This window comes from Streptomyces sp. NPDC048566, from assembly GCF_043199735.1.
Lineage (GTDB): Bacteria > Actinomycetota > Actinomycetes > Streptomycetales > Streptomycetaceae > Streptomyces.
Genome location: NZ_JBICWL010000005.1, coordinates 1 through 20,756 on the forward strand (window position 1 = coordinate 1; position 20,756 = coordinate 20,756).

Below are 20,756 nucleotides of genomic sequence, written 5' to 3' on the forward strand. Positions count from 1 at the left end.
GCACGACCGGGTCAGGACTCCCAGCCCCAGCCGCTCCAGACGGGATATCAGCACACCGGCTCAACCGGCCGACAGCCTCAAAAGCAACGGCATTGCGTCGCATGCGTCGGGGGCACGGGTGCGGCGGGAGCCGTCGGGAGGACCGGCGGGATCCGGGTCCGCGCGGCGGGCCCGGATCACACCTTGCGCCACCGCGCCATGGCGAACGAGAAGAGGCCGAACAGGATGAGCCCGACCGCGATCAGGGCCAGCAGCCACGGACCCATCGGCGTCCCGGCGAAGGAACGCAGGGTGTCGTCCATCCCCTTGGCCTTGTCGGGCTCGTACTCGACGGCTGCCCGCACCGCGAACACCCCGGCCGCCGCGAAGACGACGCCTCGGGCGGTGCCGCCGCCGACACCGGCCACGTCGACGGCCTGCCGCACCCGCCGCGACATCTCGCCGAGCTTCAGGTGCTTGTGGTACTTGCGCATCACGGCACGCGCGGCGATCCACACACCCGCCGCGACGAGTCCCAGGCCGACCGCGCCGACGATCCACTGGCCGCCGGGGATGCCGAGGGCCTCCGCGGTCACGTCGCGGGACTGCTCGTCACCGGCGCCGCTGCCGCGCGAACCGGCGGCGAAGGAGAGCACGGAATAGGCGACGAACCCGTAGAAGACGCAGCGGCCGGCCGCCATCAGGCGCTTGACCGGCTTGCCGCCGTCCTCGCCGGCGGAGCCGAACACCGCCTCGGACAGCCGCCACAGGGCCATGCCGACGACGCCGATGCCGAGCGCCCACAGCAGGACGGCACCGAACGGCTTCGAGGCGATCTCCTGCAGGGCGCCACCGCGGTCGGCCTGGTGGCCGCTGCCGCCGAAGGCTATGCGCAGGGCGAGCACACCGACCAGCGCGTAGATCACGCCGCGTGCGGTCAGTCCGGCCCGGGCAGCGCCCTCGCGGGCCGAACCGGTCGCCGCCCGGCGGGCACCGACCTGGCCGTCGCGGGCCACCGCCCCGGCGTTCACGCGGACACCGCCTCGTGCGTCGCGTTCCTGTCCAGCCGCACCATCATCACAACCTCCATGTCACCGGTCGCCGCGCCCGACTTCCCGCGGGGCGAAGGGGCACCGGAATCGCTCCGCCACCGTCCCGTCGCGGAGCGGCCTCCCGTGCTCCACCGTCGGTTGCCCCGAAAGTCCTCCGGCAGACGCGGTATCCCGCCCCGGATCTTCCGCCCGGCGTGCCGTTCGGTCGGAGCGGGCCCGGCGAGGGCCGCGGGGCGGGACCCTCCGGGAGCCGCCGCACGGCGTCCCGGCCCGCCCCGGCGAGGGCGCCGCCCACGCCGCCGCGGGCCCGGGCCGACACGTTCCGTGAGCTATGTTGAGGTCTTGTGGGAGACCAAGGAGGCGCACCGGTGCCATCGCCGCAGCAGGCACGCGCACAGGCGTCCGCGATCAGCTCGGGCGGGACCGCACCCGCGACGGGCGCGGCTCCCATGTCCCAGCTCAGGGAGTTGTTCGACGGCCCCCGGCTCTCCCCCGGCCAGCGGCGCATCGCCCAGTACCTGATCGAGCACATCACCGAGGCGGCCTTCCTGTCGATCACCGACCTCGCCGAGCGGGTAGGCGTGAGCCAGCCCTCGGTGACCCGGTTCGCGGCGGCCGTCGGCTTCAGCGGTTACCCCGCGCTACGGGAGCGGCTCCAGGGGATCGCGCTCAGCACCCTGGGCAGCACCCCGGGCACACCGGCCGAGGTCACCAGCAACGAGTTGCAGGCCGCGGTGGACGCCGAGATCGAGAACCTGGAGAACCTGCGCCGCGACTTCGCCGACCCCGGTCAGGTGATCCGCGTCGGCCGGGCCCTGTCGCAGTCGGCCCCGCTGACGGTCCTCGGGCTGCGCATCTCCGTCTCGCTCGCCGAGTACTTCGCCTACGCCGCGCGCCGCATCCACCCCGACGTGCGCCTGGTGACGCGGGGCGGGTCGGTGGCGTACGACGCGCTGCTGCAGTCGCGGGAGGCGGGCGGCACGTGGGTGCTGGCCTTCGGGATGCCCCGGCACGCGCACGAGACGCTCACCGCGATGCGGGTGGCGCGCAGCGCGGGGCTCCGGGTGGCCCTGATCACCGACCTCGGGCTCGGCCCGCTGGCCGACGAGGCCGACGCCACCTTCGCCACCGGGACCGGTTCGCGGCTGGTCTTCGACTCCTACGCAGCGCCCGTCGTGCTCTCGGCGGCCCTGCTCCAGGCGATGACCGACGCGGACCCCGAACGGACCCAGGCGCGCCTGGAGGAGTACGAGCAGGTCGCCGAGCAGCACCAGTTCTTCCTGCGGGACTGACCGCCCGCGGGCCCTCCGCCCGGCCGCCCGGCCGCTCGGCGCCCGGTCCACCCCCGCCGGCCGGCCGCTCCTCCCGCCCCGGTTCCCCGGCTTGCCCGCTTCCCCGCCCCCGGCGCCCCGCCGGTCGCTCCGGGCCCCGGGACGGCCGCCCCGTACCGGCTGTCACCACGGCATCACGGGGTGAATCACGACAAAGCGCGCATGAATTTTTTCATGTCCTTGCGTATCCGGCGGTATATATAAATACTTCTTGCGGATCGCGACCCGGAGGCCTCCAGGTCACGACCCTGCCACCCGGGACCGTCCGCTCCTACCCGCAACGGGTCCCGGGTGCGCGACGGGACTCGCTCCGCGAGACCCGTGGCGGCGGCCCCGGTCATCCCCTATGCCGGGGCCGCCCCAGAGTCCCCCGCCGACGTACCCCGGAAGCGATGAACATGGCCCTGACGTACTCACCGATCACCTCGGACTGGCCGTGCCAGGTCAAGTCACCCGGCAGTTTCGACTGGGAGCGGTCGGCGGTGAAATGGCTGCGCGAGCTGGTGCCGAGCCGGTACGGGAGCTATCCCGTCCTGCACAAGCACCCCGTGCTGCTCGCCCGCCACGCCCAGCTCCAGGTGCAGCAGGAGATACGCGTCGCCCGCACCGCGCTGCAGACCGCGCGCTCCGAGCTGCCCGGCCTCGGCCTCGCCGAGGGCGTCATCGAGCACACCATCAAGCTGTACGCGGCGGAGCTGATGCAGCTCCAGCACATCGCCCGGAGCATCCGCTCGGTGTCGCAGGCGCTGGTCGACCACCCCCACTCGCGGCACTGAACGGCCGGCGCGAGACGGGCGGCCTCCTGCGGACGGCCGAACCCGGGGAGATAGCCGGGCCGCGAACGGGCACACGGAGGGCAGGCACATCCCGACGAGAGCCCTGGACGGACGCATGGATACGACCTCGTGGACCGTGGTCATCGTCGTCGCGGTGCTGGCCGCCGCCCTGCTCGGCGTGGCGCTGGTGCTGCTCGGCCGCCTCGTGCGCACCCGGCGCGACCTGCGGCGGGCCGGACTGCCCACCGGCTCCAAATGGGTGTTCTGGGGCGCCGTCCTGTATCTGGTGCTGCCGACCGACCTGGTGCCCGATCCCGTGTACCTGGACGACATCGGCGTCATGCTGCTCGCCCTGCGCTCCATGCGCTCGGCCGCCGCGCCCGCCGACACGCCGCTCGAACACGGGAACCGCGAGGACCGGGCGGTGCGTTGACCGTCCGACGGCCCGTCGCGTGCGCCCTTCCGGCGTGCGGCGCGGATCATCCGATCGACGGACGGTGGCATGAGCGAGCTGGTCCCCGGGGGCAACACCCCCTTGCCGGGCGGTGTCCTGTCCCTCACCGTGCCCGGGCCCTTCGACGTCTCGGCCCTCGTCACCGACACCGACGGCCGGGTCCGCGGCGACGCCGACTTCGTGTTCTACAACCAGACGGCGGCACCCGGTGTCCGTCTCGACGGCGACCGTCTCCGCGTCGACCCGGCGCGGCTGCGGCCCGGAGCGGACCGGGTCACCGTCGTCGTCAGCCCCGCCGAGCCCGGAACACCCCTCGGCCGACTGCCCTCCCCCGCCCTGCTGGTCAGCACCGCGGACGGCCGGGAGGTCGCCCGCTTCACCCCGCCCCGCCCCCAGGCGGAGACGGTGCTGCTGCTCGCCGAGCTGTACCGGCGGGGCCCGGCCTGGAAACTCCGCGCCCTCGGACAGGGCTACGCGGACGGACTGGCCGGTGTCGCACGGGACTTCGGCATCGAGGTGACCGAGGACGCCGAAGCCGGTCCGCCGGCCCCGGGCACGCCACCCGCCGCGCGACGGCCGGCGGACGCGGTCGGAGCGGCGGCCCCCGGCGGCCGGACCCCGACCCTGCCGGATCTCGGTCCGATCGCCGCGGGCGGCGGTCCGCCCCCCGCCGACCGATCCGACCCCCGGGAGTTCCTGCACGCGGTGAACTCCGCGCGCGCCGCCGCCGGCTCCCCGCCGGTCGCCCTCGACCCGCGGCTCGTGTCCGCGGCGCGGGCCCACGCCGCCGGCATGGCGGCGGGCGGGCTGCTCAGCGCCGAGAGCCCGGACGGCGTCTCCGTGTACCAGCGCGTCGTCTCCGCCGGGTACGCCTATCTGACCGTCGGCGAGCACCTGGTCTCCGGCCCCCGCGACCCGAGCGCGTTCGTGGACTACTGCCTGTCCGGCGAACGGTCCCGCAGCACCCTGTGCGACCCCGGGTTCGAGGAGGCGGGACTGGCCCGGGTCGCGGACGCCCGCTCCGGCGAGGTGTACTGGACCGCCCTGTGGGCCCGGCCGTTCAGCCCGGCGGGCCTGGAGCGCACCACCCGTGAGGTCCTCGCGCTGACCAACAGGGAGCGCGCCGCGCACGGCCTGCCGCAGCTCTCCCCCGACGGCCCGCTCACCGCGGCGGCGCAGGGCCACAGCGCCGACATGGTGGCCCGCGACTTCTACGCCCACACCTCCCCCGACGGCCGCGCGCCCTGGGACCGGGCCGCCGCCGCCGGCTCGCGGCACCGCACCGTGGGGGAGAACATCGCCTGCGGCCAGCGCTCTCCCGCCGAGGTGGTGCTCGGCTGGATGAACAGCCCCGGCCATCGGGCCAACATCCTCACACCGGAGTTCACCCACCTCGGCGTCGGCCTGGCCGGCGGCGGCCGGGCGGGGACGTACTGGACGCAGCTCTTCGGCGGCTGAGCACCGCCGGCCGGTCACCGCAGACCCACGAGGAGTGTGCTCCGGGCGGTACGGGCAGGGGCCGGTGGGCACCGGACCGGCACCACGCCCGTACGCCCGCCGCCGGGCCCCGCCGCCGGCGCCGCTGTGCGCCAATCCGCCGATTCCCGCACCCCGTTCGCGCCCTCGCCGCCAAGCCGTGCCGCCGCGCCCGCCTCCGCCGCGTACAGATGGTGCCGACGCCCGCATCCGCGGCGCGGTCCGAGCCGGGACGGCGAACCGGCAGACGGCACACGGGAGAAGCATCAGATGGTCTCATCAACGGTGGGCACGGGCGCGGCGGTGGGCGCGGTCCTGGTGTCCCTGCTGGCGGCCCCGGCGCAGGCCACGGCAGCGGCGGGCGGGGACGGCCGGGGCGTCCGGCCCGCCGCGGCGGGCGCTCCGGCCCCCGACGACGCGGGACTGCGCGCCGTCCTGCGCGCGGCACGGGCACAGGGCGCGCCCGGGGCGATGGCCCGCGTCGACGACAACGGCACGGTGCACCGGCTGGCCGAGGGGGTGGCCGACCGCAGCACCGGGCGGGCCATCGGCACCGGTGACCGGTTCCGTGTCGGCAGCATCACCAAGACCTTCTCCGCCGTGGTGCTCCTCCAACTGGCCGACGAGGGGAAGCTGTCGCTCGACAGGTCCGTCAACCGCTATCTGCCGGGCCTGCTGCCCGACGACCGGATCACCGTCCGGCACATCCTGAGCCACCGCAGCGGACTGTACGACTACACCAACGACATGTTCGCGCGCACGGTCCCCGGGTTCGAGGCCGTCCGCACCAAGGTGTTCGGCTACCGTGACCTGGTGCGGCTGTCGCTCGGGAAGCCCCGCACGAACGCGCCCGGCGCGGCCTACTCGTACTCCAACACCAACTTCGTGGTCGCCGGCATGCTCATCGAGAAGCTGACCGGGCAGGGCGTGGGCGCCGCGTACACGAAGCGCATCATCGCCCCACTGGGTCTCACCGGCACGTTCTACGTCCATCCCGACACCGGCATCCCGGGCCGCCACGCCAACGGCTACCTCACCCCCGACACGCCCGGAGCCGCGCTGGTGGACGCCACCCGGCAGACCGCGTCGTGGGCGCAGAGCGCGGGGGCCATGATCTCCACCCCGCACGATCTGGACGTGTTCCTCTCCGCGCTGGCGCGCGGCCGGCTCATGTCCGCCGCCCGGCTCGCGCAGATGACGCGGTGGACGCGGGTCAACGCCAACACGTCCTACGGCCTGGGGCTGCGCCGCCGCGACCTGTCGTGCGGCATCTCCGTGTTCGGGCACACCGGCACCGTGCAGGGCTACTACGCGTACGCCTTCACCACGAAGGACGGCCGGCGCAGCCTGACCGCGCTCGCGAACACCTCCAACAACGCCAAGGTGCTCACCACCATGTACCGCACCCTGGAGCCGGCGTTCTGCGGGAAGTCCGCGGCCTCCCGCGCGCTCCGGGGCGCCACCCGGGCGGCCGGGCCCGCCGCGGCGCCGCCGGAGCGGCACGAGGACATCGCGCCGGCCGTCATCCGCGACTGACCGCGCCCGCCTCCTCCGCCTGCCCGTCCCGCCGCCGGCTGTTCGGCCGCCGGTGGGCGGGCTGGCCGGGAGCGGGCCGGGACCGCTGCGCCGGGATCGGCAGACTGAACGGCTTGTCCGGGTCGACGGTGACCGGTTCCCGGTAGTGGTGGATCTCCAACGGCTCCCCGCTCACCAGCGTGTACGTGGCCGTGTCCTGGTGGATCTCCACCCGCAGCCGGCGGCCGTGGAGTTCCAGCGAGAAGGCGAGCCGGCTGAACCGCTCGGGGAGCCGGGGCGCGAACGCCGCCACACCGTCGTGGTGCCGCAGCCCGCCGAACCCGGCGACCAGGGCCATCCAGGTGCCGGCGAGCGAGGCGATGTGCAGGCCGTCGCGGGTGTTGTGCTCCAGGTCCTCCAGGTCCATCAGCGCGGCCTCGACCAGGTAGTCGTAGGCGAGGCCCGGATGGCCCGCCTCGGCGGCGATCACGGCCTGGCAGCAGGCCGACAGCGAGGAGTCCCGGACGGTGAGCGGCTCGTAGTAGGCGAAGTTGCGGACCTTGTGCTCGTCGTCGAAGAACGGGCTGCACTTGTACATGGCGAGCACCAGGTCGGCCTGCTTGACGACCTGCTTGCGGTAGATGTCGAAGTAGGGGAAGTGCAGCATCAGCGGGTACTGGTCGGCACGCGTGGCGTCGAAGTCCCAGCGCTGGTAGCGGGTGAAGCCGGAGTGCTGCTCGTGGACGCCGAGTTCCTCGTTGTACGGGATGTGCATGGCCTCGGCGGCGTCGCGCCAGGCGGCGCTCTCCTCCTCGTCGACGCCCAGTTCCGCGGCGCGCGCCGGATGCCGCTCGACCACGTCCGCGGCGGCGAGGAGGTTCGCGCGCGCCATCAGGTTGGTGTACGTGTTGTCGTCGGCGACGGCGCTGTACTCGTCGGGGCCCGTCACCCCGTCGATGTGGAACCGGCCCTGGTGGTCGTGGTGACCGAGCGAGCGCCACAGCCGGGCCGTCTCGGTGAGCAGCTCGACACCGGTGTCGCGCTCGAAGTGCGTGTCGCCGGTGGTCGCCGTGTAGCGGACCACGGCGTCGGCGATGTCGGCGTTCACGTGGAAGGCGGCGGTGCCGGCCGGCCAGTACGCCGACCCTTCCGGACCCGCTATCGTCCGCCACGGGAACGCGGCACCGCGCAGACCGAGTTGGGCGGCCCGGGCGCGCGCGGCGGGCAGCGTGCTCTGGCGCCAGCGCAGCGCCTCGGCGACGGCGTCGGGCGAGGTGTAGGTGAGCAGCGGCAGGACGAACGTCTCGGTGTCCCAGAAGGCGTGCCCGTCGTACCCGGAGCCGGTGAGGCCCTTCGCGGGGATGGCGCGCCGCTCGGCGCGGGCGCCGGCCTGGAGGACGTGGAAGAGGGCGAAGCGGACGGCCTGCTGGATCTGCTCGTCGCCGTCGACCTCGACGTCGGAGCGCGCCCAGAAGTCGTCCAGGTAGGCGCGCTGCTCCGCGACGAGTTCCTCCCATCCGCTGTGCCCCGCGGCGGCGAGGGCGGCGTCCACCTGGTCGCTCACGGCGGGCAGCGAGCGGCTGCCGGACCAGCCGTGGGCGACGAACTTCTCCACCCGCAGCGTCTGGCCCGGTTCGAGGACGGACGTGACCGTCAGGCGGGCCAGGTCGTCGCTGCTCTCGCTGGTCATGGTGGTGCGTTCGGGGCCGCGGACCGCGTGGTCGGCCGCCGCGGCGACCCGCAGCGCGGTGCGCCGGGTGCGGTGCACCAGGCGCAGCCGGCGTCCGCTCGCGAAGTGCTCCTCGGCCGCCAGCGGCGCGTCGAGGACGACGGCGGCCCGCGGGTCCCCGTCGCGGCCGGGCAGCTGCTCGTTGGCCACCAGTTCGGACTGCACGACCACCCGGGTCCGGCTGTCCACCGGTTCCACCTCGTAGGCCACGGCGGCGATCGCCCGCTGGGTGAAGGAGACCAGCCGGGTGGAGCGGACCCGGACCGTGGAGCCGGCCGGGGACGTCCACTCGCAGGTGCGGGTGAGCAGGCCGGTGCGCAGGTCCAGGACCCGCTCGTGCGAGCGCAGCCGTCCGTACCGCAGGTCGAAGGGCTCGTCGTCGACGAGCAGCCGGATCAGCTTGCCGTTGGTGACGTTGATGACGGTCTGCCCGGACTCCGGATAGCCGTAGCCCGCCTCCGCGTAGGGCAGCGGATGCACCTCGTGGACGCCGTTGAGATAGGTGCCGGGCAGTCCGTGCGGTTCTCCCTCGTCGAGGTTCCCGCGCCAGCCGACGTGGCCGTTGGCGAGGGCGAAGACGGACTCGCTCTGCGGCAGCAGCCCCAGGTGCAGGTCGCTCTCGCGCAGGGTCCAGGGCTCGACACCGTAGGCCGTGTGAGTGATCACGCCTCCTCCGTCAGTTCCGACAGGTCCTTCACGACGACGTCGGCGCCGTGGTCGCGCAGCGCGTCGCCCTGGCCGACCCGGTCGACGCCGACGACGTAGCCGAAGTGGCCCGAGCGGCCGGCGTCCATGCCGGCGAGCGCGTCCTCGAAGACGGCCGCCGCGGAGGGGGCGGCCCCGAGGTCGTGGGCCGCGGCGAGGAAGGTGTCGGGGCGCGGCTTGCCCGGCAGCCGCCGCTCCGCGGCGACGACGCCGTCGATCCGCACGTCGAAGAGGTCCTCGGCCCCCACCGACCGCAGGATGTCCCGGCAGTTGGCGCTGGAGGAGACGACCGCGGTGCGCATACCGCGGGCCCGGACGGCCTCGATGTAGCGCAGGGTGCCGTCGTACGCCTCGACCCCGTCGGTCCGGATCATGTCGAGCAGCAGGTCGTTCTTGCGGTTGCCGATCCCGTGGACGGTCGCGCGGTCCGGCGGGTCGTCGGGGGTCCCCTCGGGGATCTCGATGCCGCGCGAGGAGAGGAAGGTGCGCACGCCGTCGGCGCGCGGCAGCCCGTCCACGTACCGCGCGTAGTCGTCGTCGGCGTCGAAGGGCCGGAAGTCCTCCCCGTCCCGGCCGCGGAGGAAGTCGTCGAACGTCCGCTTCCAGGCGGCCGCGTGGACCACGGCGGTCTTGGTGATGACGCCGTCGAGGTCGAAGAGGCAGGCCAGGATCTGTCGGGGCAGGCCGAGCTCAGTCATACCGACAGTGTTCCCCCGGTCGCCGGGTCCACCGGGTGGCGAGCACCACACCGCCGGGCGGCGGCCGGCTTCCGCTCGCCGGCTCCCGGGGTGCGGCGTCCGGCACGGGACGTCACCGTCGCCGCGCTCGGCCGATACTGGGAGGCATGGACATCCACCGCCGCGCAGCGGGGCGCGTATGACCCTCGACGACCTGGTGGACCGGGCGGCCGCGCTGGTGCGGCCGGGCCGGCGGACGCTGCTCGGCATCGCGGGCCCGCCCGGCTCGGGCAAGTCGACCCTGGCGGAGCGCCTGGTCGGGCGGCTCCGCGCGGCGGGGGACTTCGGGGTCGCCCACGTGCCGATGGACGGGTTCCACCTCGCGGACGCCGAGTTGGACCGGCTCGGACGGCGGGAGCGCAAGGGCGCGCCGGACACCTTCGACGCGGCCGGGTACGCGGCGCTGCTGCGGCGGCTGAAGGAGGACGAGGAGGACCTCGTGTACGCGCCGGGCTTCGAGCGTGTCCTCGAACAGCCGCTGGCCGGTGCGGTCGCGGTACCGCGGTCCGCCCGTCTGATCGTCACCGAGGGGAACTACCTGCTGCTTCGGGACGCGCCGTGGGCGCGGGCGCGGGCCCTGCTCGACGAGGTGTGGTTCTGCGATCTGGAGGACGCCGAGCGGATCCGTCGTCTGGTGTCCCGTCACGAGCGGTTCGGCAAGGACCGCGACAGCGCGGTCGCCTGGGTGCTGGGCCCGGATCAACGCAACGCCGAGCTGGTCGCCGCGACCCGGGACCGCGCCGACCTGGTGGTGGGAGACGTGGACGGACGGGGCACGTGCCCCGACGGCGGCGACCGCGCGGACCGGGCGGGCGGCGGCCGGCGCTGACGGCCCGCCGGGGAGGACGGTCCTCCGCGGGCTCGCCGGCCACCTCGGCGTCCCGGCGGGACGCGCCGCGGTCACGGCAGGCTCGTCCGGGACTCCAGGTCGGCGCGCGTGTCGTCGCCGTAGACGCCGCTCTCGTCCCCCCGGATGCCGTACCAGAGCTGGAATCGGGCCACCGCCGCGGCGAGCGGTGCGTCGAACGTGCCGTCGGTGCGGCCGTCCCGGTACACGTCCGGGACGCGGAGCAGGCGCTGCTGGAGGGCCAGGACGGCGGGGCCGGTGTCGCCCTCCCGGAGGGTCCCGGCACCATCCGGATCGGTGCCGCCGGCCGGGGCCGGGGCGGCGGGTGCGGCCGGCGGCCGGCCGGCGGCCCCGGGCCGCGCCCCGTCGCCGTGGTCCCGGCCGGGTGGCAGCAGGGCGAGGGCGGCCAGGGCGGCCGCCGCGAGCGCGGCAGCCGCGAGGGAGCGGCGCCGGGACCGGGCACCTCCCCGAGCCGTCGCCCCCGGGACGGGGGGCAGTTCCTCGGTGTCGGGGGACGGCAGCGGGGGCCGCACGAGCGGGGGCGGGGGCACGGACTCGTACCCCTCGTCGGGGTCGCGTCCGCGCTCCTCCTCGCGTACCTGCCGGACCAGTTCGGCCAGCGCCTCGGTTCGGCGACGGCGCTGGATCCAGGTGGGTTCGATCACGGAGCGGCCGGTGGGGCGCCCGCGTTCGGGTGGTGTCGGCACTGTGCTCCCCTTCCGTGCGCGTGGACCGGGGCGGTCGGCGGGGAGTGGTACGGCGGGGCGCCGCCCGGCGTTCAGCCGCGCCACCGCCGCCCGGGGGCGCGACGAAGGCCGCCCGCCCGATCGCGGTGCCGCGCGCCCCCCTCCCGCGACCGGTCCGGGCCCCGGAGCGGCGGGCGCACCGCGCCGGGACCCGCACCGTGCCGACGCGCGCCCCCGCCCGGCCGCCGCGACACGGTCGCGGTGCCGTCCGGGCGGCCGAGTTGACCGAGGGTTGACCAACTCCACGGAAGGTTGACCCTTTCCATGGAGATCGCTGACCGGCGCGTCCATAGCGTCGGCCGCATGCCCCCACAACCTCCGAGAACCCCCGCGCTGCCGGTCCTCCCCTACCGCAAGCCCACCCGGGACCGGGACTACTGGATACTCGACGACGTGCTGCCCGACCCGGACGCCGTACGGTCCCGGTGCATCGCCCGGGACGACTGGACGAAGGGATATCCGCACACGTCGGAGAGCTGGCCCGGCCTGCGCACCATGCCCGGCCTCGACGACGCCGAACTGGCGCGCGTGGAGCGGCTGGTGAGGAAGGCGACCGGTGCCCGGGAACTGTGGCAGGGGTCGACGCCGTCCGGCGCCACCCTCAACCACAACTGCGTCCAGGTGGTCGGCCGGGACGAGGGCGCACCGCGTCCGCACACCGACTCCCGCGCCCTGTGCCGGTACGCGGCGGTGCTCTATCTGAACCCGCACGTCCCCAAGGACTGCGGAACGAGCTTCTACCGGCAGAACCTGCCCGGGGGCCGGCTGGGCGGCAACGTCGTCGCCGCGCCGCACACCAACCTCGTCGAGGCGCTCGGGACCCGCTTCGTCGCCCCGGACTCCTTCGTCGAGGACGTCCGGGTGCCGCACCGGCACAACCGGCTGCTCCTCTACAACGCCAACCTGATGCACAGCGCCACCGGCTACTGCGGGACGACGATGGAGGACAAGCGGATGACCGCGGTCTTCTTCTGGATGGCCTGACCGCGCCGGGGGCGGTGGTGGGCGCCGGCCGTTCTCCGGCCGGCGCCTGCGTGCCGCCCTCCGTCCGCCGGTGCCGCCCGCGTCCGCCGGTGCCGCGCTCCGGGCCCGGCAGCTCCGGGTCCGGCAGGGGCAAGAGCGCGATACGACTGGATTACATCGTGCTCAAGTTCTGGTGGACGGGCGGTGATCTGGCCATGATGGGCATATGACCTTGGCCTTGAGAGCCATGACGCGGCTGGCCGTCTGGCCCGACCTCGCGGAGACCCGGCCGAGCTGCGGCACGGGACGGGCGCTCGGTGCCGCCCGGTCCGAGATCCTCCACTTCCACTCGGACCACGACGTGGACCTGCACCTCACCGGCCGGGCGATCCGGCGGTACGCGGACCACCTGAAGAACGCGACGGCCGTCCGGATGGTGCCCGGCTCGCGCTGGGTGACCATCCATCTGGAGGTCGACTCGGACATCGACCTGCTGCTCACCCTGGTGAGCGTCGCCCTCCAGGCCCATCTCGACGGGCAGCTCACGGGCGACGACCTGCTGCCGACCGCCTGCAACGACCGCTGACCGCATCCGCTCCCGGCGCACGACCTCAGGGAACTCAGTTCCCTCTCGAGGGTGCACCGAGTGCCATGACACGCGCCGCGATGCTAGTTTCCGGTCATGAACGAGGCATCGGGACGCCGTGCTCCCGCAGACCCCTCCGCCGTCCGGCCCCCGATGCGGGACGCCCTGGTCGCGGCGGCTTTCCGGCTCTTCACCGAGCGGGGCTACGAGGAGACCACGGTCGACGACATCGTGGCGCTCGCCGGCGTCGGGCGCCGCTCGTTCTTCCGCTACTTCCCCTCCAAGGAGGACGTGGTCTTCCCGGACCACGAACGCTGCCTGGCCGACATGCGGGCGTTCCTGGCGGAGCCGGACGACGGTGCGGCCGACCCGGTGCCGCGGGTCTGCGACGCCGCGCGGCTCGTGCTGCGGATGTACGCCGAGAACCCCGACTTCTCCGTGCAGCGCTACCGCCTCACCCGGAAGGTGCCGGGCCTGCGGGCCTACGAGCTGTCGGTCGTGCGGCGCTACGAGCGCGCGCTCGCCGGCCACCTCCGCGACCGCTGGGCGGACCGGCCCGGCGGGACGCTGCGGGCCGAGGTGACCGCCGCCGCCGTGGTCGCGGCGCACAACAACGGCCTGCGGTCCTGGCTGCGTTCGGACGGCGGGGTCGACGCCGAGGCCGCCGTCGACCAGGCGCTCGGGTACGTCCAGGACACCTTCGGCGAGACGCCCGGGGAAGCGACGGCCCCGACGGCCGCCGTGGTGGCCGGGCGGACCGCGCAGGACGTGGTGGTCGTCGTCTCCCGGCGCGGTGCGCCGATGTGGCGGGTGGTGCAGGAGATCGAGTCCGCGTTCGGCCGGGACTGACCCGGCGAGCGGCCCTCGCCGAATCCTCACACATTGAGGGTACGCAGTGCCTTTACGCCTGACACTCAGTGCCATAACCTGACGGTGTGAGCGCGGCCCCGGGGCCCGCGCACCCCGGATTCCGGCCGAGCGCAGGGAGTTGACATCGTGTACCACCCAGGAAGCGCCCTCCCTCCGGGCTTCGGCAACGCCGCCGGCGTACTGGACACGGTCGCCGACGAGCAGCCCGGGGACCGTCTCCTCTTCCAGCGGTGCCACTGGTGCGCCACGGCCATGTACAACCGGCTCCTGTGCCCCGTCTGCGCGGGCAGCGACCTGCGGACGGAGGCGAGTGCCGGCCTCGGCGTCGTACGCCACTCCACCGTCATCCACCGCAACACCCCCGCGGCCCGCAACGTCTCCCTCGTCGAGATGGCCGAGGGGTTCACCGTGCGCGGCCGGGTGATGGGGTCGCCCGCGACGATCCACAGCGGTGACCGGGTCCAGCTCTCCACCGCCGAGGACCCGGTGCGCCGCCAGCCGGTCTTCCAGCTGGTCGACGGGCCCTACAGCGCCTGGAGTTGAGGCGACCCGGCGCTCTCCCGGGCATCTGCGCCCCGGCGAGGCGCGGTGCGGCCCGGCCGTTCGGGCAAGCGCCTCACGGAACCGGCGTGATGCGCAGGCCGACCGTTCCGCTCTCGCCGCGCCGCAGGCGGCTGCCGAACAGTGTGAGGCGGCCGAGCAGGCCGTACTTGCGGGCGATCAGCTTCCGGTACCGGGCGGTGTCCTCGGCGCCGACGATCTCTGCCGTGGCCGGCACCGGGTCGCCCGTCGGCCTGCCGCGCACGTCGCAGGGGCCGACCAGGACGTCGGCCCGGTTGCGGATCCGCTTCACCTTCCAGCTGTCGGCGGTCGTCCACGCGCCGAGCGCCGAGCCGTCGCGGACCACCCAGACCGGTGTGGCGACTCCCGTGCCGTTCTTGCGGTAACTGGTGATCAGCAGGTACTTGCCCGAGCCCAGGGTGTCCAGCGAGACCTCGTCCATGGCGGAAGTCTATGCGCGGGCCGTCCCCCGGCCCCGGCGCGGGCCGGGCCCGCCCGGGGCGGGGCCGCTCCGGCCCCGCTCGGACAGAGGCCGGAGCGGGGCCGGAGGCGGCGGGGTCCGTCAGGACAGCGCCCCGTCGTAGTCCGGCAGCTTGAAGGTGCGCTCGGCGTGGCCGCCGACCAGGTCCGAGGTGTTGTTGCCGACGTTGGCGATGATCGTGTAGCCGTGCGACTCGATCAGTGCGCGCTTGCGCGTCTTGTACGCGCCGACCTCGTCGAACAGGTCCCCGAGGTCACGGACGTAGAGTCCGTCCACCGGGTAGCCGACGCTCTGGAGGTTCCACTTCGTCTCGGCGGCGATGATGCCCGGCCGGGCGGTGACGAAGAAGACGGCCGCGCCACGGGAGTGCGCGTAGCGCGCGAGGGCCAGAGAGGCCCGCACCGCGGGGGTGGGGAGCTGGTACCAGGGGTGGAAGCCCGTCTCCAGCGTGGTGTTGTCGATGTCGAAGACGAGCGCGAGCTTGCGCCCGGCGGGGTCCGCGGTGCGCTCCGCGACGTACGGGGTCGCCTCGTCGACGACGCGCTGGACGTCACGCTGCCAGGTGGCGTAGTCGACGTCCGCGGCGGCGGAGGCGCTCGCCGCCGCCCGCACCGGTACGGCCGCCGCCGGCCCCGCCGCCGTGACCGTTCCCCCGATGCCCAGCGCCACCACCGCCGACACCGCGCCCAGTCGTCGTCCCAGACCGCGTCTCGTCATGCCGAGTCCCCTCTTCACGTCTCACGGTTCACGCCCCGGGCCCGTCCGGGACGTGCGCGCACAGCGCGACGGCGACGGGGCCCGGCCCGTCGCCACGGCTGTCATGATCCTGGCAGGGGGTGTACGGAGAGGGAAGAGACCGTTACTGATCGGTAGAGAATCCTGCGGGCGGCCCGTGGTCCCCGGTGCGGTGGCAGACGTCCGTGTCCCGTGTGAGCCTGGGCTCGCGGCGGGGCAACTGCGGAGAAAGGGCTGCTCGGATGCACGGACCGAACATCGTCATCGTCGGCGGCGGGTTCGCCGGGGTCGAGGCCGCCCGCGGTCTGGAGCGCACGCTCGCCCAGGGCGAGGCCCGGGTCACCCTGGTCAGCCCGACCGACTACCAGCTCTACCTCCCGCTGCTGCCGCACGTCGCGGCCGGCGTCCTCACCCCCCAGTCCGTGGCCCCCTCGCTGCGCCGGATCCTGCGTCGCACCGCCCTGGTCCCGGGCGGCGTCATCGGCGTCGACACCGCGGCCAAGGTCTGCGTCGTCCGCAAGATCACCGGCGAGCTCGTCGATCTGGCGTACGACTACCTGCTGCTGACCCCCGGCAGCGTGACCCGCACGTTCGACATCCCCGGCCTGGCCGAAGAGGCCCGCGGTATGAAGACGCTCGCCCAGGCGGTGTACCTGCGCGATCACGTGATCGCCCAGCTCGACCTGGCCGCGACCACGACGGACACCGCCGAACAGGCGGCCCGGCTCCAGTTCGTGGTGGTCGGAGGCGGCTACGCCGGCACCGAGACCGCGGCCTGCCTGCAACGCCTCACCACCGCCGCCGCCCGGCGCTACCACCCGCGCATCGACCCCGGTCTCATCAAGTGGCACCTGGTCGACCTGGCGCCGAAACTGCTGCCCGAGCTGGGGGACAAGCTGGGCGCCGGGGCGCTGCGGATGCTCGGTGAGCGGGGCCTGCACATCTCTCTGGGCACCAGCGTCGCCTCCGTCACCGAGGACGAGGTCACCCTCACCGACGGACGGGTGCTGCCCTCGCGGACCCTGGTGTGGACGGCCGGTGTCGCCGCGAGTCCCCTGGTGGACTCCCTCGGCGCGGAGACCGTGCGCGGCAGGATCGTCGCCGAGCCCGACTTCAGGGTGCCCGGCCTGGACGGGGTGTTCGCGCTGGGCGACGCCGCGGCGGTGCCCGACCTCGCCAAGGGGGACGGGTCGCCGTGTCCGCCCACCGCGCAGCACGCGGCGCGGCAGGGCCGGCACGCGGCCAAGGTGCTGGCGGCGCGACTGCGCGGCCGGCCCACGCTGCCGTACCGGCACAAGGATCTCGGACTGGTCGTCGACCTCGGCGGACGCGACGCCGTCTCCAAGCCGCTCGGCATCGACCTGAAGGGGGTGCCCGCTCAGGTCGTGGCCCGCGGATACCACCTCTACGCGCTGCCCACCGGGACGGCCCGGTTCCGGACGAGCGCCAACTGGCTGCTCAACGCCGTGGCGGGCGACGACTTCGTGCGCACCGGCTTCCTGGCGTCCCGCAAGGGCACCCTGCGGGACTTCGAGCGGACGGACGTCTACCTGACGCGGGAACAGGTCACCGCCCGGACCCGCGCCCACGCCTGACCCTCCTCCCGCTCCGCGCCCCGGCCCCGCGCCACGCCCCTCCCGGGCGGCGGTGAACACCCGGCCCGGGGCGCACGTATGAGGGGAGGGCTCCGGACCGGGGCTCCCGCGGCGGCGACGCCGCTGCCGTTCGGCTTCGGGAGCCCATGGATGAGGCACGCACGACGACGGATCGTCCGGCGGGGGGCGCGGTTCGCGGCCGTGGGCGGCCTGCTCTGCGGAGGCCTGATGGTGACGCACGCGATGGCGAGCGAACCGTCCGGCGCCTCGGACACCGGGGCGAGCGCGGTGCGCTCCGCCGCCTCGACGGGGGCGGGGCTGGTGTCCCGGCTGGGGACCTCGCGGACGGCCGGCACCTGGATCGCCGACGACGGGCGCCCGGTGGTCGCGGTCACGGACGCGCGGGCCGCCGCCGAGGTGGAGCGGGCCGGGGCCCGCCCGAAGGTCGTCCCGCACAGCATGAGCGACCTGACGTCGGCCACCCGCCGGCTGCGGTCGGCTCCGACGGTGCCGGGCACCGCCTGGGCGGTGGACTACACGCGCAACGAGGTCGTGGTGCAGGGGGACAGCACCGTCTCGGCGACCGACTGGTCCCGGATGACCGAACTGGCCGACGGCATCGGGGACGAGGTGCGGATGCGGCGCGTCCGGGGCGCGTTCACCACCCGCGTGAACGGCGCCGAGGCGATCTTCTCGACCGGCGGGCGCTGCTCGGCCGGATTCAACGTGACCGGTCCGGGCGGGGAGTTCATCCTCACCGCCGGGCACTGCGGACCGCCCGGTTCGGTGTGGTTCTCCGACAACACCGGGCGCGGGCAGGTGGGCAGGACCGTGACGACCGACTTTCCCGGCAGCGACTTCTCACTGGTGCAGTACGACGCGGGCCGGGCGCCCGCCTCGGGGCCGAACGTCGTCGCCATCGGGGGCGGCAAGGGCGTGCGCATCAGCGGTGCCGCCGATCCGGCCGTGGGGCAGCGGGTGTTCCGCAGCGGCAGCACCAGCGGTCTGCACGACGGGACGGTGACGGCGCTCGGCGCGACCGTCAACTACCCGGAGGGGACGGTGACCGGGCTGATCGAGACCACGGTGTGCGCTGAACCGGGCGACAGCGGCGGCCCGTTGTTCTCCGAGGGCGTCGCGCTCGGCGTGACCTCGGGCGGCAACGGTGACTGCGCCTCCGGCGGTACGACGTTCTTCCAGCCGGTGACGAAGGCGCTCTCGGAGCTGGGCGTGCGCCTCGCGGGGCAGACGGAACAGGCCGGTGGAGCGGCGAGCGCCCCTCCGGCCGGGGCCTCGGCGGCCCCGCAGGGCCGGGCCGCGGCGCCGGGCTCGGCGGCGCCCGGCGCGGTGCAGGCGGTGGGTGGTTCGGGGACGGCGGAGGTCGTGTCGCGGATCACGGATCCGCGGAACGTCGGCCCGGGCCTGCTCGTGATCGCGGGGAGCATCATCGCCCTGGTGGCGACACGCTTCGTCCGGTCCGAGCAGGACCGCAAGGCCTTTCAGCGGCAGATTTCCCAGAGTTGGGGGTGAGTCAGGCGGCCTGTGTGGCCGCGGGCGCGTCGGCTTGTGCCCATTCGAGGACGAGCTGCTGGTACTCCCGCCGCTCGTCCATGCTCAGCGTCCCGCCCGCCCGGAACCACAGCGCCCTGATCTCCTCGTTGACCTCGTCGGCAGAGCGCCGGGTCGCGGTGTCAGGAGTGGTGGACATGATGTGAAGCATACGGTCCCAGCCGTGAAGACGATGTGAGCAAAGGTACAGCGGACGACATTACGGACCGTGAAGCTCATCACTCACGTGCCGGGCTTGCGTCCGTACACGTAGACGTCGTCGCCGGTCTTCAGCAGCGACCAGTACTTCTTGGCGGTGGTCGACGTCATGTTGACGCAGCCGTGGGAGCCGGGCGGGTTCCACATGCTGACCCCGACGGAGTGGAAGGCCTCGCCGCCGTCGAAGAACTGGCTGTACGGCATGGCCACGTGGTAGATGCTCGACACGTGGTCGATGTGCCGCCAGTAGATCTTCTTCAGTCCGGTGCGGGTCTCGTAGCCGTCGCGGCCGGTGCGGACCGGGACCGGCCCGTAGACCAGGCGGCTGCCGTCCTGGATCCAGCTGAGCTGCAGCGTGAGGTTGACGCAGGCGATCCGGCCCTTGTTCACCGGGCAGCGGCCGTCCTTGTTGGGCTTGTTCCCCACGGCCTTCTGCTTGTTCATCAGGTCCATCACCCCCCAGGTGACGGGTCCCGCGTAGCCGATGTTCGGGGTGATGCCGTGTTTGGTCTGGAAGGCCCGGATCGCCGTGCAGTCGGCACTCGACTGGCGGCCGTCGACCGGACGCCCGAGGAACTTCTCCACCTTCTTCTGGTACGGCCCCGTGGACGTGGTGCAGCTCGCGGCCTGCGCGGGCGCGGCGCCCAGCGCGAGCGTGAGCGGTGCGACCAGTCCGGTGATCCCGAGCGCTACGGCGCCCCGTCTGCGCATGTCCCCCATGGCGGCCTTCCGTGTCGTGTCCAGCGTGTTGTCTGCCTGCTAGACCGCGCCCGGGGGCCTTTCGTTGCACGGGGACGCGGGCCGGGACCGAACCGTGACATTCACCGCCGATCCGGCAGCCGGACCGGAGGCCGCACGGATGCGGGCTCCGTCAGCCGGTGCCGTCCCCCTCCGCCTCCCCGCTCTCCTGCGCGTGGGCCCGGACCGCCTGCCGGAACGCGGTGTTGACCGCGAGCAGTCCGCCGTCCACGCGCAGGGTCGTCCCGGTGATCCAGGCGGCGTCCGCGGAGGCGAGGAAGGCGACGGCGGCGGCGATGTCCTCCGGTTCGCCGACACGGCCGAGCGGATAGAGGCCGGACGCGACGGCGAGGTCCCGCTCCCGGCCCTCCCACGCCGACGTACGGACCGTGCCGGGGGCCACGAGGTTGACGCGGACACCCCGCTGCGCCGCGTGCCCCGCCAGGGTGCGGGTGAGCGACATCAGCCCCGCCTTGGCGGCGCTGTAGGCGTGGTTGCCGAAGTCCTGGATGCCGTTGACGGACCCGATGGTGACGACGGCTCCGCGGCCGGAGGCCACCAGGTGCGGCAGCGCCGCGCGGGAGCAGCGGTAGGCGCCGCTCAGCGTCACGTCCAGGTCCGCGGCCCAGTCGTCGTCGCTTCCGTCCTCGAAGAGCGGCGTGTCCGGGGTGCACCGGTAGGCGTTGTTGACGAGGACGTCGAGCGAGCCGAAGGCGTCCACCGCGCGCGCCACCGCAGCCTCCGCCTCGGCGCGCCGCGCGACGTCGCAGCCGAACGCCTCGGCCGTCGCGCCGCGTTCGCGCAGCGCCGCGGCCGTCTTCTCGGCCGCCGGGAGATCCGCGTCGGTGACGAGGACCCGGGCGCCCTCGTCGGCGAACCGGCGGGCGGTCGCGGCTCCGATGCCCCGCGCCGCGCCGGTGATCAGAACCGCGTGTCCCTCGAATCGCCTCATGGCAGTCATGGCAGGGAAGGTACTGCCGTGATCCCCGTCGCGACAGAGGCCGCACGGGATGATCGCGCCCGGCGCACCGGCCGGGCCGGCGGTCCCGGCCTCGCGTGGCGTGACGGGCGCGGATCGTGCGCCGTCCGTCCCCGCGCGTCTCCCGGACGCCG

21 protein-coding genes are annotated in these 20,756 nt (G+C 74.2%); 12 read left to right on the forward strand and 9 right to left on the reverse strand.

The window, feature by feature from the left end:
* Positions 1-176: 176 nt before the first annotated feature.
* Positions 177-1,010: a DUF1206 domain-containing protein gene (locus ACGFS9_RS10720; RefSeq protein WP_393252122.1), complete on the reverse strand. Its 834-nt coding sequence runs from the start codon at positions 1,008-1,010 to the stop codon at positions 177-179.
* A gap of 389 nt (positions 1,011-1,399) precedes the next feature.
* On the opposite strand from ACGFS9_RS10720, the gene ACGFS9_RS10725 reads away from it, so the two are divergent.
* The 5 genes from ACGFS9_RS10725 to ACGFS9_RS10745 all read left to right on the forward strand — a co-directional run bounded on the left by ACGFS9_RS10725 (position 1,400) and on the right by ACGFS9_RS10745 (position 6,604).
* The gene (locus ACGFS9_RS10725) at positions 1,400-2,323 is read left to right on the forward strand and encodes a MurR/RpiR family transcriptional regulator (protein ID WP_393252123.1); all 924 of its coding nucleotides are present in this window, start codon (positions 1,400-1,402) and stop codon (positions 2,321-2,323) included.
* 431 nt (positions 2,324-2,754) lie between these two features.
* Complete coding sequence (locus ACGFS9_RS10730; protein WP_393252125.1) at positions 2,755-3,138, forward strand: hypothetical protein; 384 nt, start codon at positions 2,755-2,757, stop codon at positions 3,136-3,138.
* Positions 3,139-3,253: 115 nt separating this feature from the next.
* Positions 3,254-3,571, forward strand: a complete 318-nt coding sequence (locus ACGFS9_RS10735; RefSeq protein ID WP_393252126.1) for a YkvA family protein — start codon at positions 3,254-3,256, stop codon at positions 3,569-3,571.
* Positions 3,572-3,640: 69 nt separating this feature from the next.
* Positions 3,641-5,050 (forward strand): CAP domain-containing protein, encoded by a 1,410-nt coding sequence (locus ACGFS9_RS10740; protein WP_393252127.1) that lies wholly within the window; start codon positions 3,641-3,643, stop codon positions 5,048-5,050.
* Between the two features lie 288 nt (positions 5,051-5,338).
* The gene (locus ACGFS9_RS10745) at positions 5,339-6,604 is read left to right on the forward strand and encodes a serine hydrolase domain-containing protein (RefSeq protein WP_393252129.1); all 1,266 of its coding nucleotides are present in this window, start codon (positions 5,339-5,341) and stop codon (positions 6,602-6,604) included.
* Here the strand turns inward: ACGFS9_RS10745 and ACGFS9_RS10750 are convergent.
* Positions 6,591-8,978, reverse strand: a complete 2,388-nt coding sequence (locus ACGFS9_RS10750; protein WP_393252130.1) for a glycoside hydrolase family 65 protein — start codon at positions 8,976-8,978, stop codon at positions 6,591-6,593. The genes ACGFS9_RS10745 and ACGFS9_RS10750 overlap by 14 nt on opposite strands.
* Positions 8,975-9,715: an HAD family hydrolase gene (locus ACGFS9_RS10755; RefSeq protein ID WP_393252131.1), complete on the reverse strand. Its 741-nt coding sequence runs from the start codon at positions 9,713-9,715 to the stop codon at positions 8,975-8,977. The genes ACGFS9_RS10750 and ACGFS9_RS10755 overlap by 4 nt, the downstream gene beginning before the upstream one ends.
* Positions 9,716-9,893: 178 nt before the next feature.
* On the opposite strand from ACGFS9_RS10755, the gene ACGFS9_RS10760 reads away from it, so the two are divergent.
* Positions 9,894-10,583, forward strand: coding sequence for a nucleoside/nucleotide kinase family protein (locus ACGFS9_RS10760; protein WP_393252133.1), 690 nt, complete (start codon positions 9,894-9,896; stop codon positions 10,581-10,583).
* Between the two features lie 71 nt (positions 10,584-10,654).
* Here the strand turns inward: ACGFS9_RS10760 and ACGFS9_RS10765 are convergent, their stop codons facing one another.
* The gene (locus tag ACGFS9_RS10765) at positions 10,655-11,308 is read right to left on the reverse strand and encodes a peptidoglycan-binding protein (protein WP_393252134.1); all 654 of its coding nucleotides are present in this window, start codon (positions 11,306-11,308) and stop codon (positions 10,655-10,657) included.
* A gap of 342 nt (positions 11,309-11,650) precedes the next feature.
* On the opposite strand from ACGFS9_RS10765, the gene ACGFS9_RS10770 reads away from it, so the two are divergent.
* The 4 genes from ACGFS9_RS10770 to ACGFS9_RS10785 all read left to right on the forward strand — a co-directional run bounded on the left by ACGFS9_RS10770 (position 11,651) and on the right by ACGFS9_RS10785 (position 14,309).
* Positions 11,651-12,331 (forward strand): DUF6445 family protein, encoded by a 681-nt coding sequence (locus tag ACGFS9_RS10770; protein WP_393252135.1) that lies wholly within the window; start codon positions 11,651-11,653, stop codon positions 12,329-12,331.
* 205 nt (positions 12,332-12,536) lie between these two features.
* Positions 12,537-12,896, forward strand: coding sequence for a luciferase family protein (locus ACGFS9_RS10775; protein ID WP_393252137.1), 360 nt, complete (start codon positions 12,537-12,539; stop codon positions 12,894-12,896).
* A gap of 96 nt (positions 12,897-12,992) precedes the next feature.
* Positions 12,993-13,745: a TetR family transcriptional regulator gene (locus tag ACGFS9_RS10780; protein ID WP_393252138.1), complete on the forward strand. Its 753-nt coding sequence runs from the start codon at positions 12,993-12,995 to the stop codon at positions 13,743-13,745.
* Between the two features lie 144 nt (positions 13,746-13,889).
* Positions 13,890-14,309, forward strand: coding sequence for a Zn-ribbon domain-containing OB-fold protein (locus tag ACGFS9_RS10785; RefSeq protein WP_393252611.1), 420 nt, complete (start codon positions 13,890-13,892; stop codon positions 14,307-14,309).
* Positions 14,310-14,382: 73 nt separating this feature from the next.
* On the opposite strand, the gene ACGFS9_RS10790 is transcribed toward ACGFS9_RS10785, so the two are convergent.
* Both ACGFS9_RS10790 and ACGFS9_RS10795 read right to left on the reverse strand, forming a co-directional pair.
* The gene (locus ACGFS9_RS10790) at positions 14,383-14,769 is read right to left on the reverse strand and encodes a PPOX class F420-dependent oxidoreductase (RefSeq protein ID WP_393252139.1); all 387 of its coding nucleotides are present in this window, start codon (positions 14,767-14,769) and stop codon (positions 14,383-14,385) included.
* 120 nt (positions 14,770-14,889) lie between these two features.
* The gene (locus ACGFS9_RS10795; protein ID WP_393252141.1) at positions 14,890-15,525 is read right to left on the reverse strand and encodes an HAD family acid phosphatase; all 636 of its coding nucleotides are present in this window, start codon (positions 15,523-15,525) and stop codon (positions 14,890-14,892) included.
* Between the two features lie 260 nt (positions 15,526-15,785).
* On the opposite strand from ACGFS9_RS10795, the gene ACGFS9_RS10800 reads away from it, so the two are divergent.
* Together ACGFS9_RS10800 and ACGFS9_RS10805 are read left to right on the forward strand one after the other, a co-directional pair.
* Complete coding sequence (locus ACGFS9_RS10800) at positions 15,786-17,138, forward strand: NAD(P)/FAD-dependent oxidoreductase (RefSeq protein WP_393252143.1); 1,353 nt, start codon at positions 15,786-15,788, stop codon at positions 17,136-17,138.
* A gap of 150 nt (positions 17,139-17,288) precedes the next feature.
* Positions 17,289-18,668, forward strand: coding sequence for a S1 family peptidase (locus ACGFS9_RS10805; RefSeq protein ID WP_393252145.1), 1,380 nt, complete (start codon positions 17,289-17,291; stop codon positions 18,666-18,668).
* Between the two features lies 1 nt (position 18,669).
* Here the strand turns inward: ACGFS9_RS10805 and ACGFS9_RS10810 are convergent, their stop codons facing one another.
* From ACGFS9_RS10810 to ACGFS9_RS10820, 3 genes are all read right to left on the reverse strand, one after another.
* Positions 18,670-18,858, reverse strand: a complete 189-nt coding sequence (locus tag ACGFS9_RS10810; protein WP_393252147.1) for a hypothetical protein — start codon at positions 18,856-18,858, stop codon at positions 18,670-18,672.
* 71 nt (positions 18,859-18,929) lie between these two features.
* Positions 18,930-19,625, reverse strand: a complete 696-nt coding sequence (locus ACGFS9_RS10815; RefSeq protein WP_393252148.1) for a L,D-transpeptidase family protein — start codon at positions 19,623-19,625, stop codon at positions 18,930-18,932.
* 151 nt (positions 19,626-19,776) lie between these two features.
* Positions 19,777-20,604: an SDR family NAD(P)-dependent oxidoreductase gene (locus tag ACGFS9_RS10820; protein WP_393252149.1), complete on the reverse strand. Its 828-nt coding sequence runs from the start codon at positions 20,602-20,604 to the stop codon at positions 19,777-19,779.
* Between the last annotated feature and the right edge of the window lie 152 nt (positions 20,605-20,756).

Bases quoted from the DNA above. Each gene is read 5' to 3' on its own strand.
- ACGFS9_RS10775 (WP_393252137.1), top strand. From the start codon at position 12,537: ATGACCTTGGCCTTGAGAGCCATGACGCGGCTGGCCGTCTGGCCCGAC.
- ACGFS9_RS10780 (WP_393252138.1), top strand. From the start codon at position 12,993: ATGAACGAGGCATCGGGACGCCGTGCTCCCGCAGACCCCTCCGCCGTC.
- ACGFS9_RS10730 (WP_393252125.1), top strand. From the start codon at position 2,755: ATGAACATGGCCCTGACGTACTCACCGATCACCTCGGACTGGCCGTGC.
- ACGFS9_RS10810 (WP_393252147.1), bottom strand. From the start codon at position 18,858: ATGCTTCACATCATGTCCACCACTCCTGACACCGCGACCCGGCGCTCT.
- ACGFS9_RS10820 (WP_393252149.1), bottom strand. From the start codon at position 20,604: ATGACTGCCATGAGGCGATTCGAGGGACACGCGGTTCTGATCACCGGC.
- ACGFS9_RS10745 (WP_393252129.1), top strand. From the start codon at position 5,339: ATGGTCTCATCAACGGTGGGCACGGGCGCGGCGGTGGGCGCGGTCCTG.
- ACGFS9_RS10795 (WP_393252141.1), bottom strand. From the start codon at position 15,525: ATGACGAGACGCGGTCTGGGACGACGACTGGGCGCGGTGTCGGCGGTG.
- ACGFS9_RS10805 (WP_393252145.1), top strand. From the start codon at position 17,289: ATGAGGCACGCACGACGACGGATCGTCCGGCGGGGGGCGCGGTTCGCG.
- ACGFS9_RS10760 (WP_393252133.1), top strand. From the start codon at position 9,894: ATGACCCTCGACGACCTGGTGGACCGGGCGGCCGCGCTGGTGCGGCCG.
- ACGFS9_RS10790 (WP_393252139.1), bottom strand. From the start codon at position 14,769: ATGGACGAGGTCTCGCTGGACACCCTGGGCTCGGGCAAGTACCTGCTG.
- ACGFS9_RS10815 (WP_393252148.1), bottom strand. From the start codon at position 19,625: ATGGGGGACATGCGCAGACGGGGCGCCGTAGCGCTCGGGATCACCGGA.
- ACGFS9_RS10740 (WP_393252127.1), top strand. From the start codon at position 3,641: ATGAGCGAGCTGGTCCCCGGGGGCAACACCCCCTTGCCGGGCGGTGTC.
- ACGFS9_RS10735 (WP_393252126.1), top strand. From the start codon at position 3,254: ATGGATACGACCTCGTGGACCGTGGTCATCGTCGTCGCGGTGCTGGCC.
- ACGFS9_RS10755 (WP_393252131.1), bottom strand. From the start codon at position 9,715: ATGACTGAGCTCGGCCTGCCCCGACAGATCCTGGCCTGCCTCTTCGAC.
- ACGFS9_RS10800 (WP_393252143.1), top strand. From the start codon at position 15,786: ATGCACGGACCGAACATCGTCATCGTCGGCGGCGGGTTCGCCGGGGTC.
- ACGFS9_RS10770 (WP_393252135.1), top strand. From the start codon at position 11,651: ATGCCCCCACAACCTCCGAGAACCCCCGCGCTGCCGGTCCTCCCCTAC.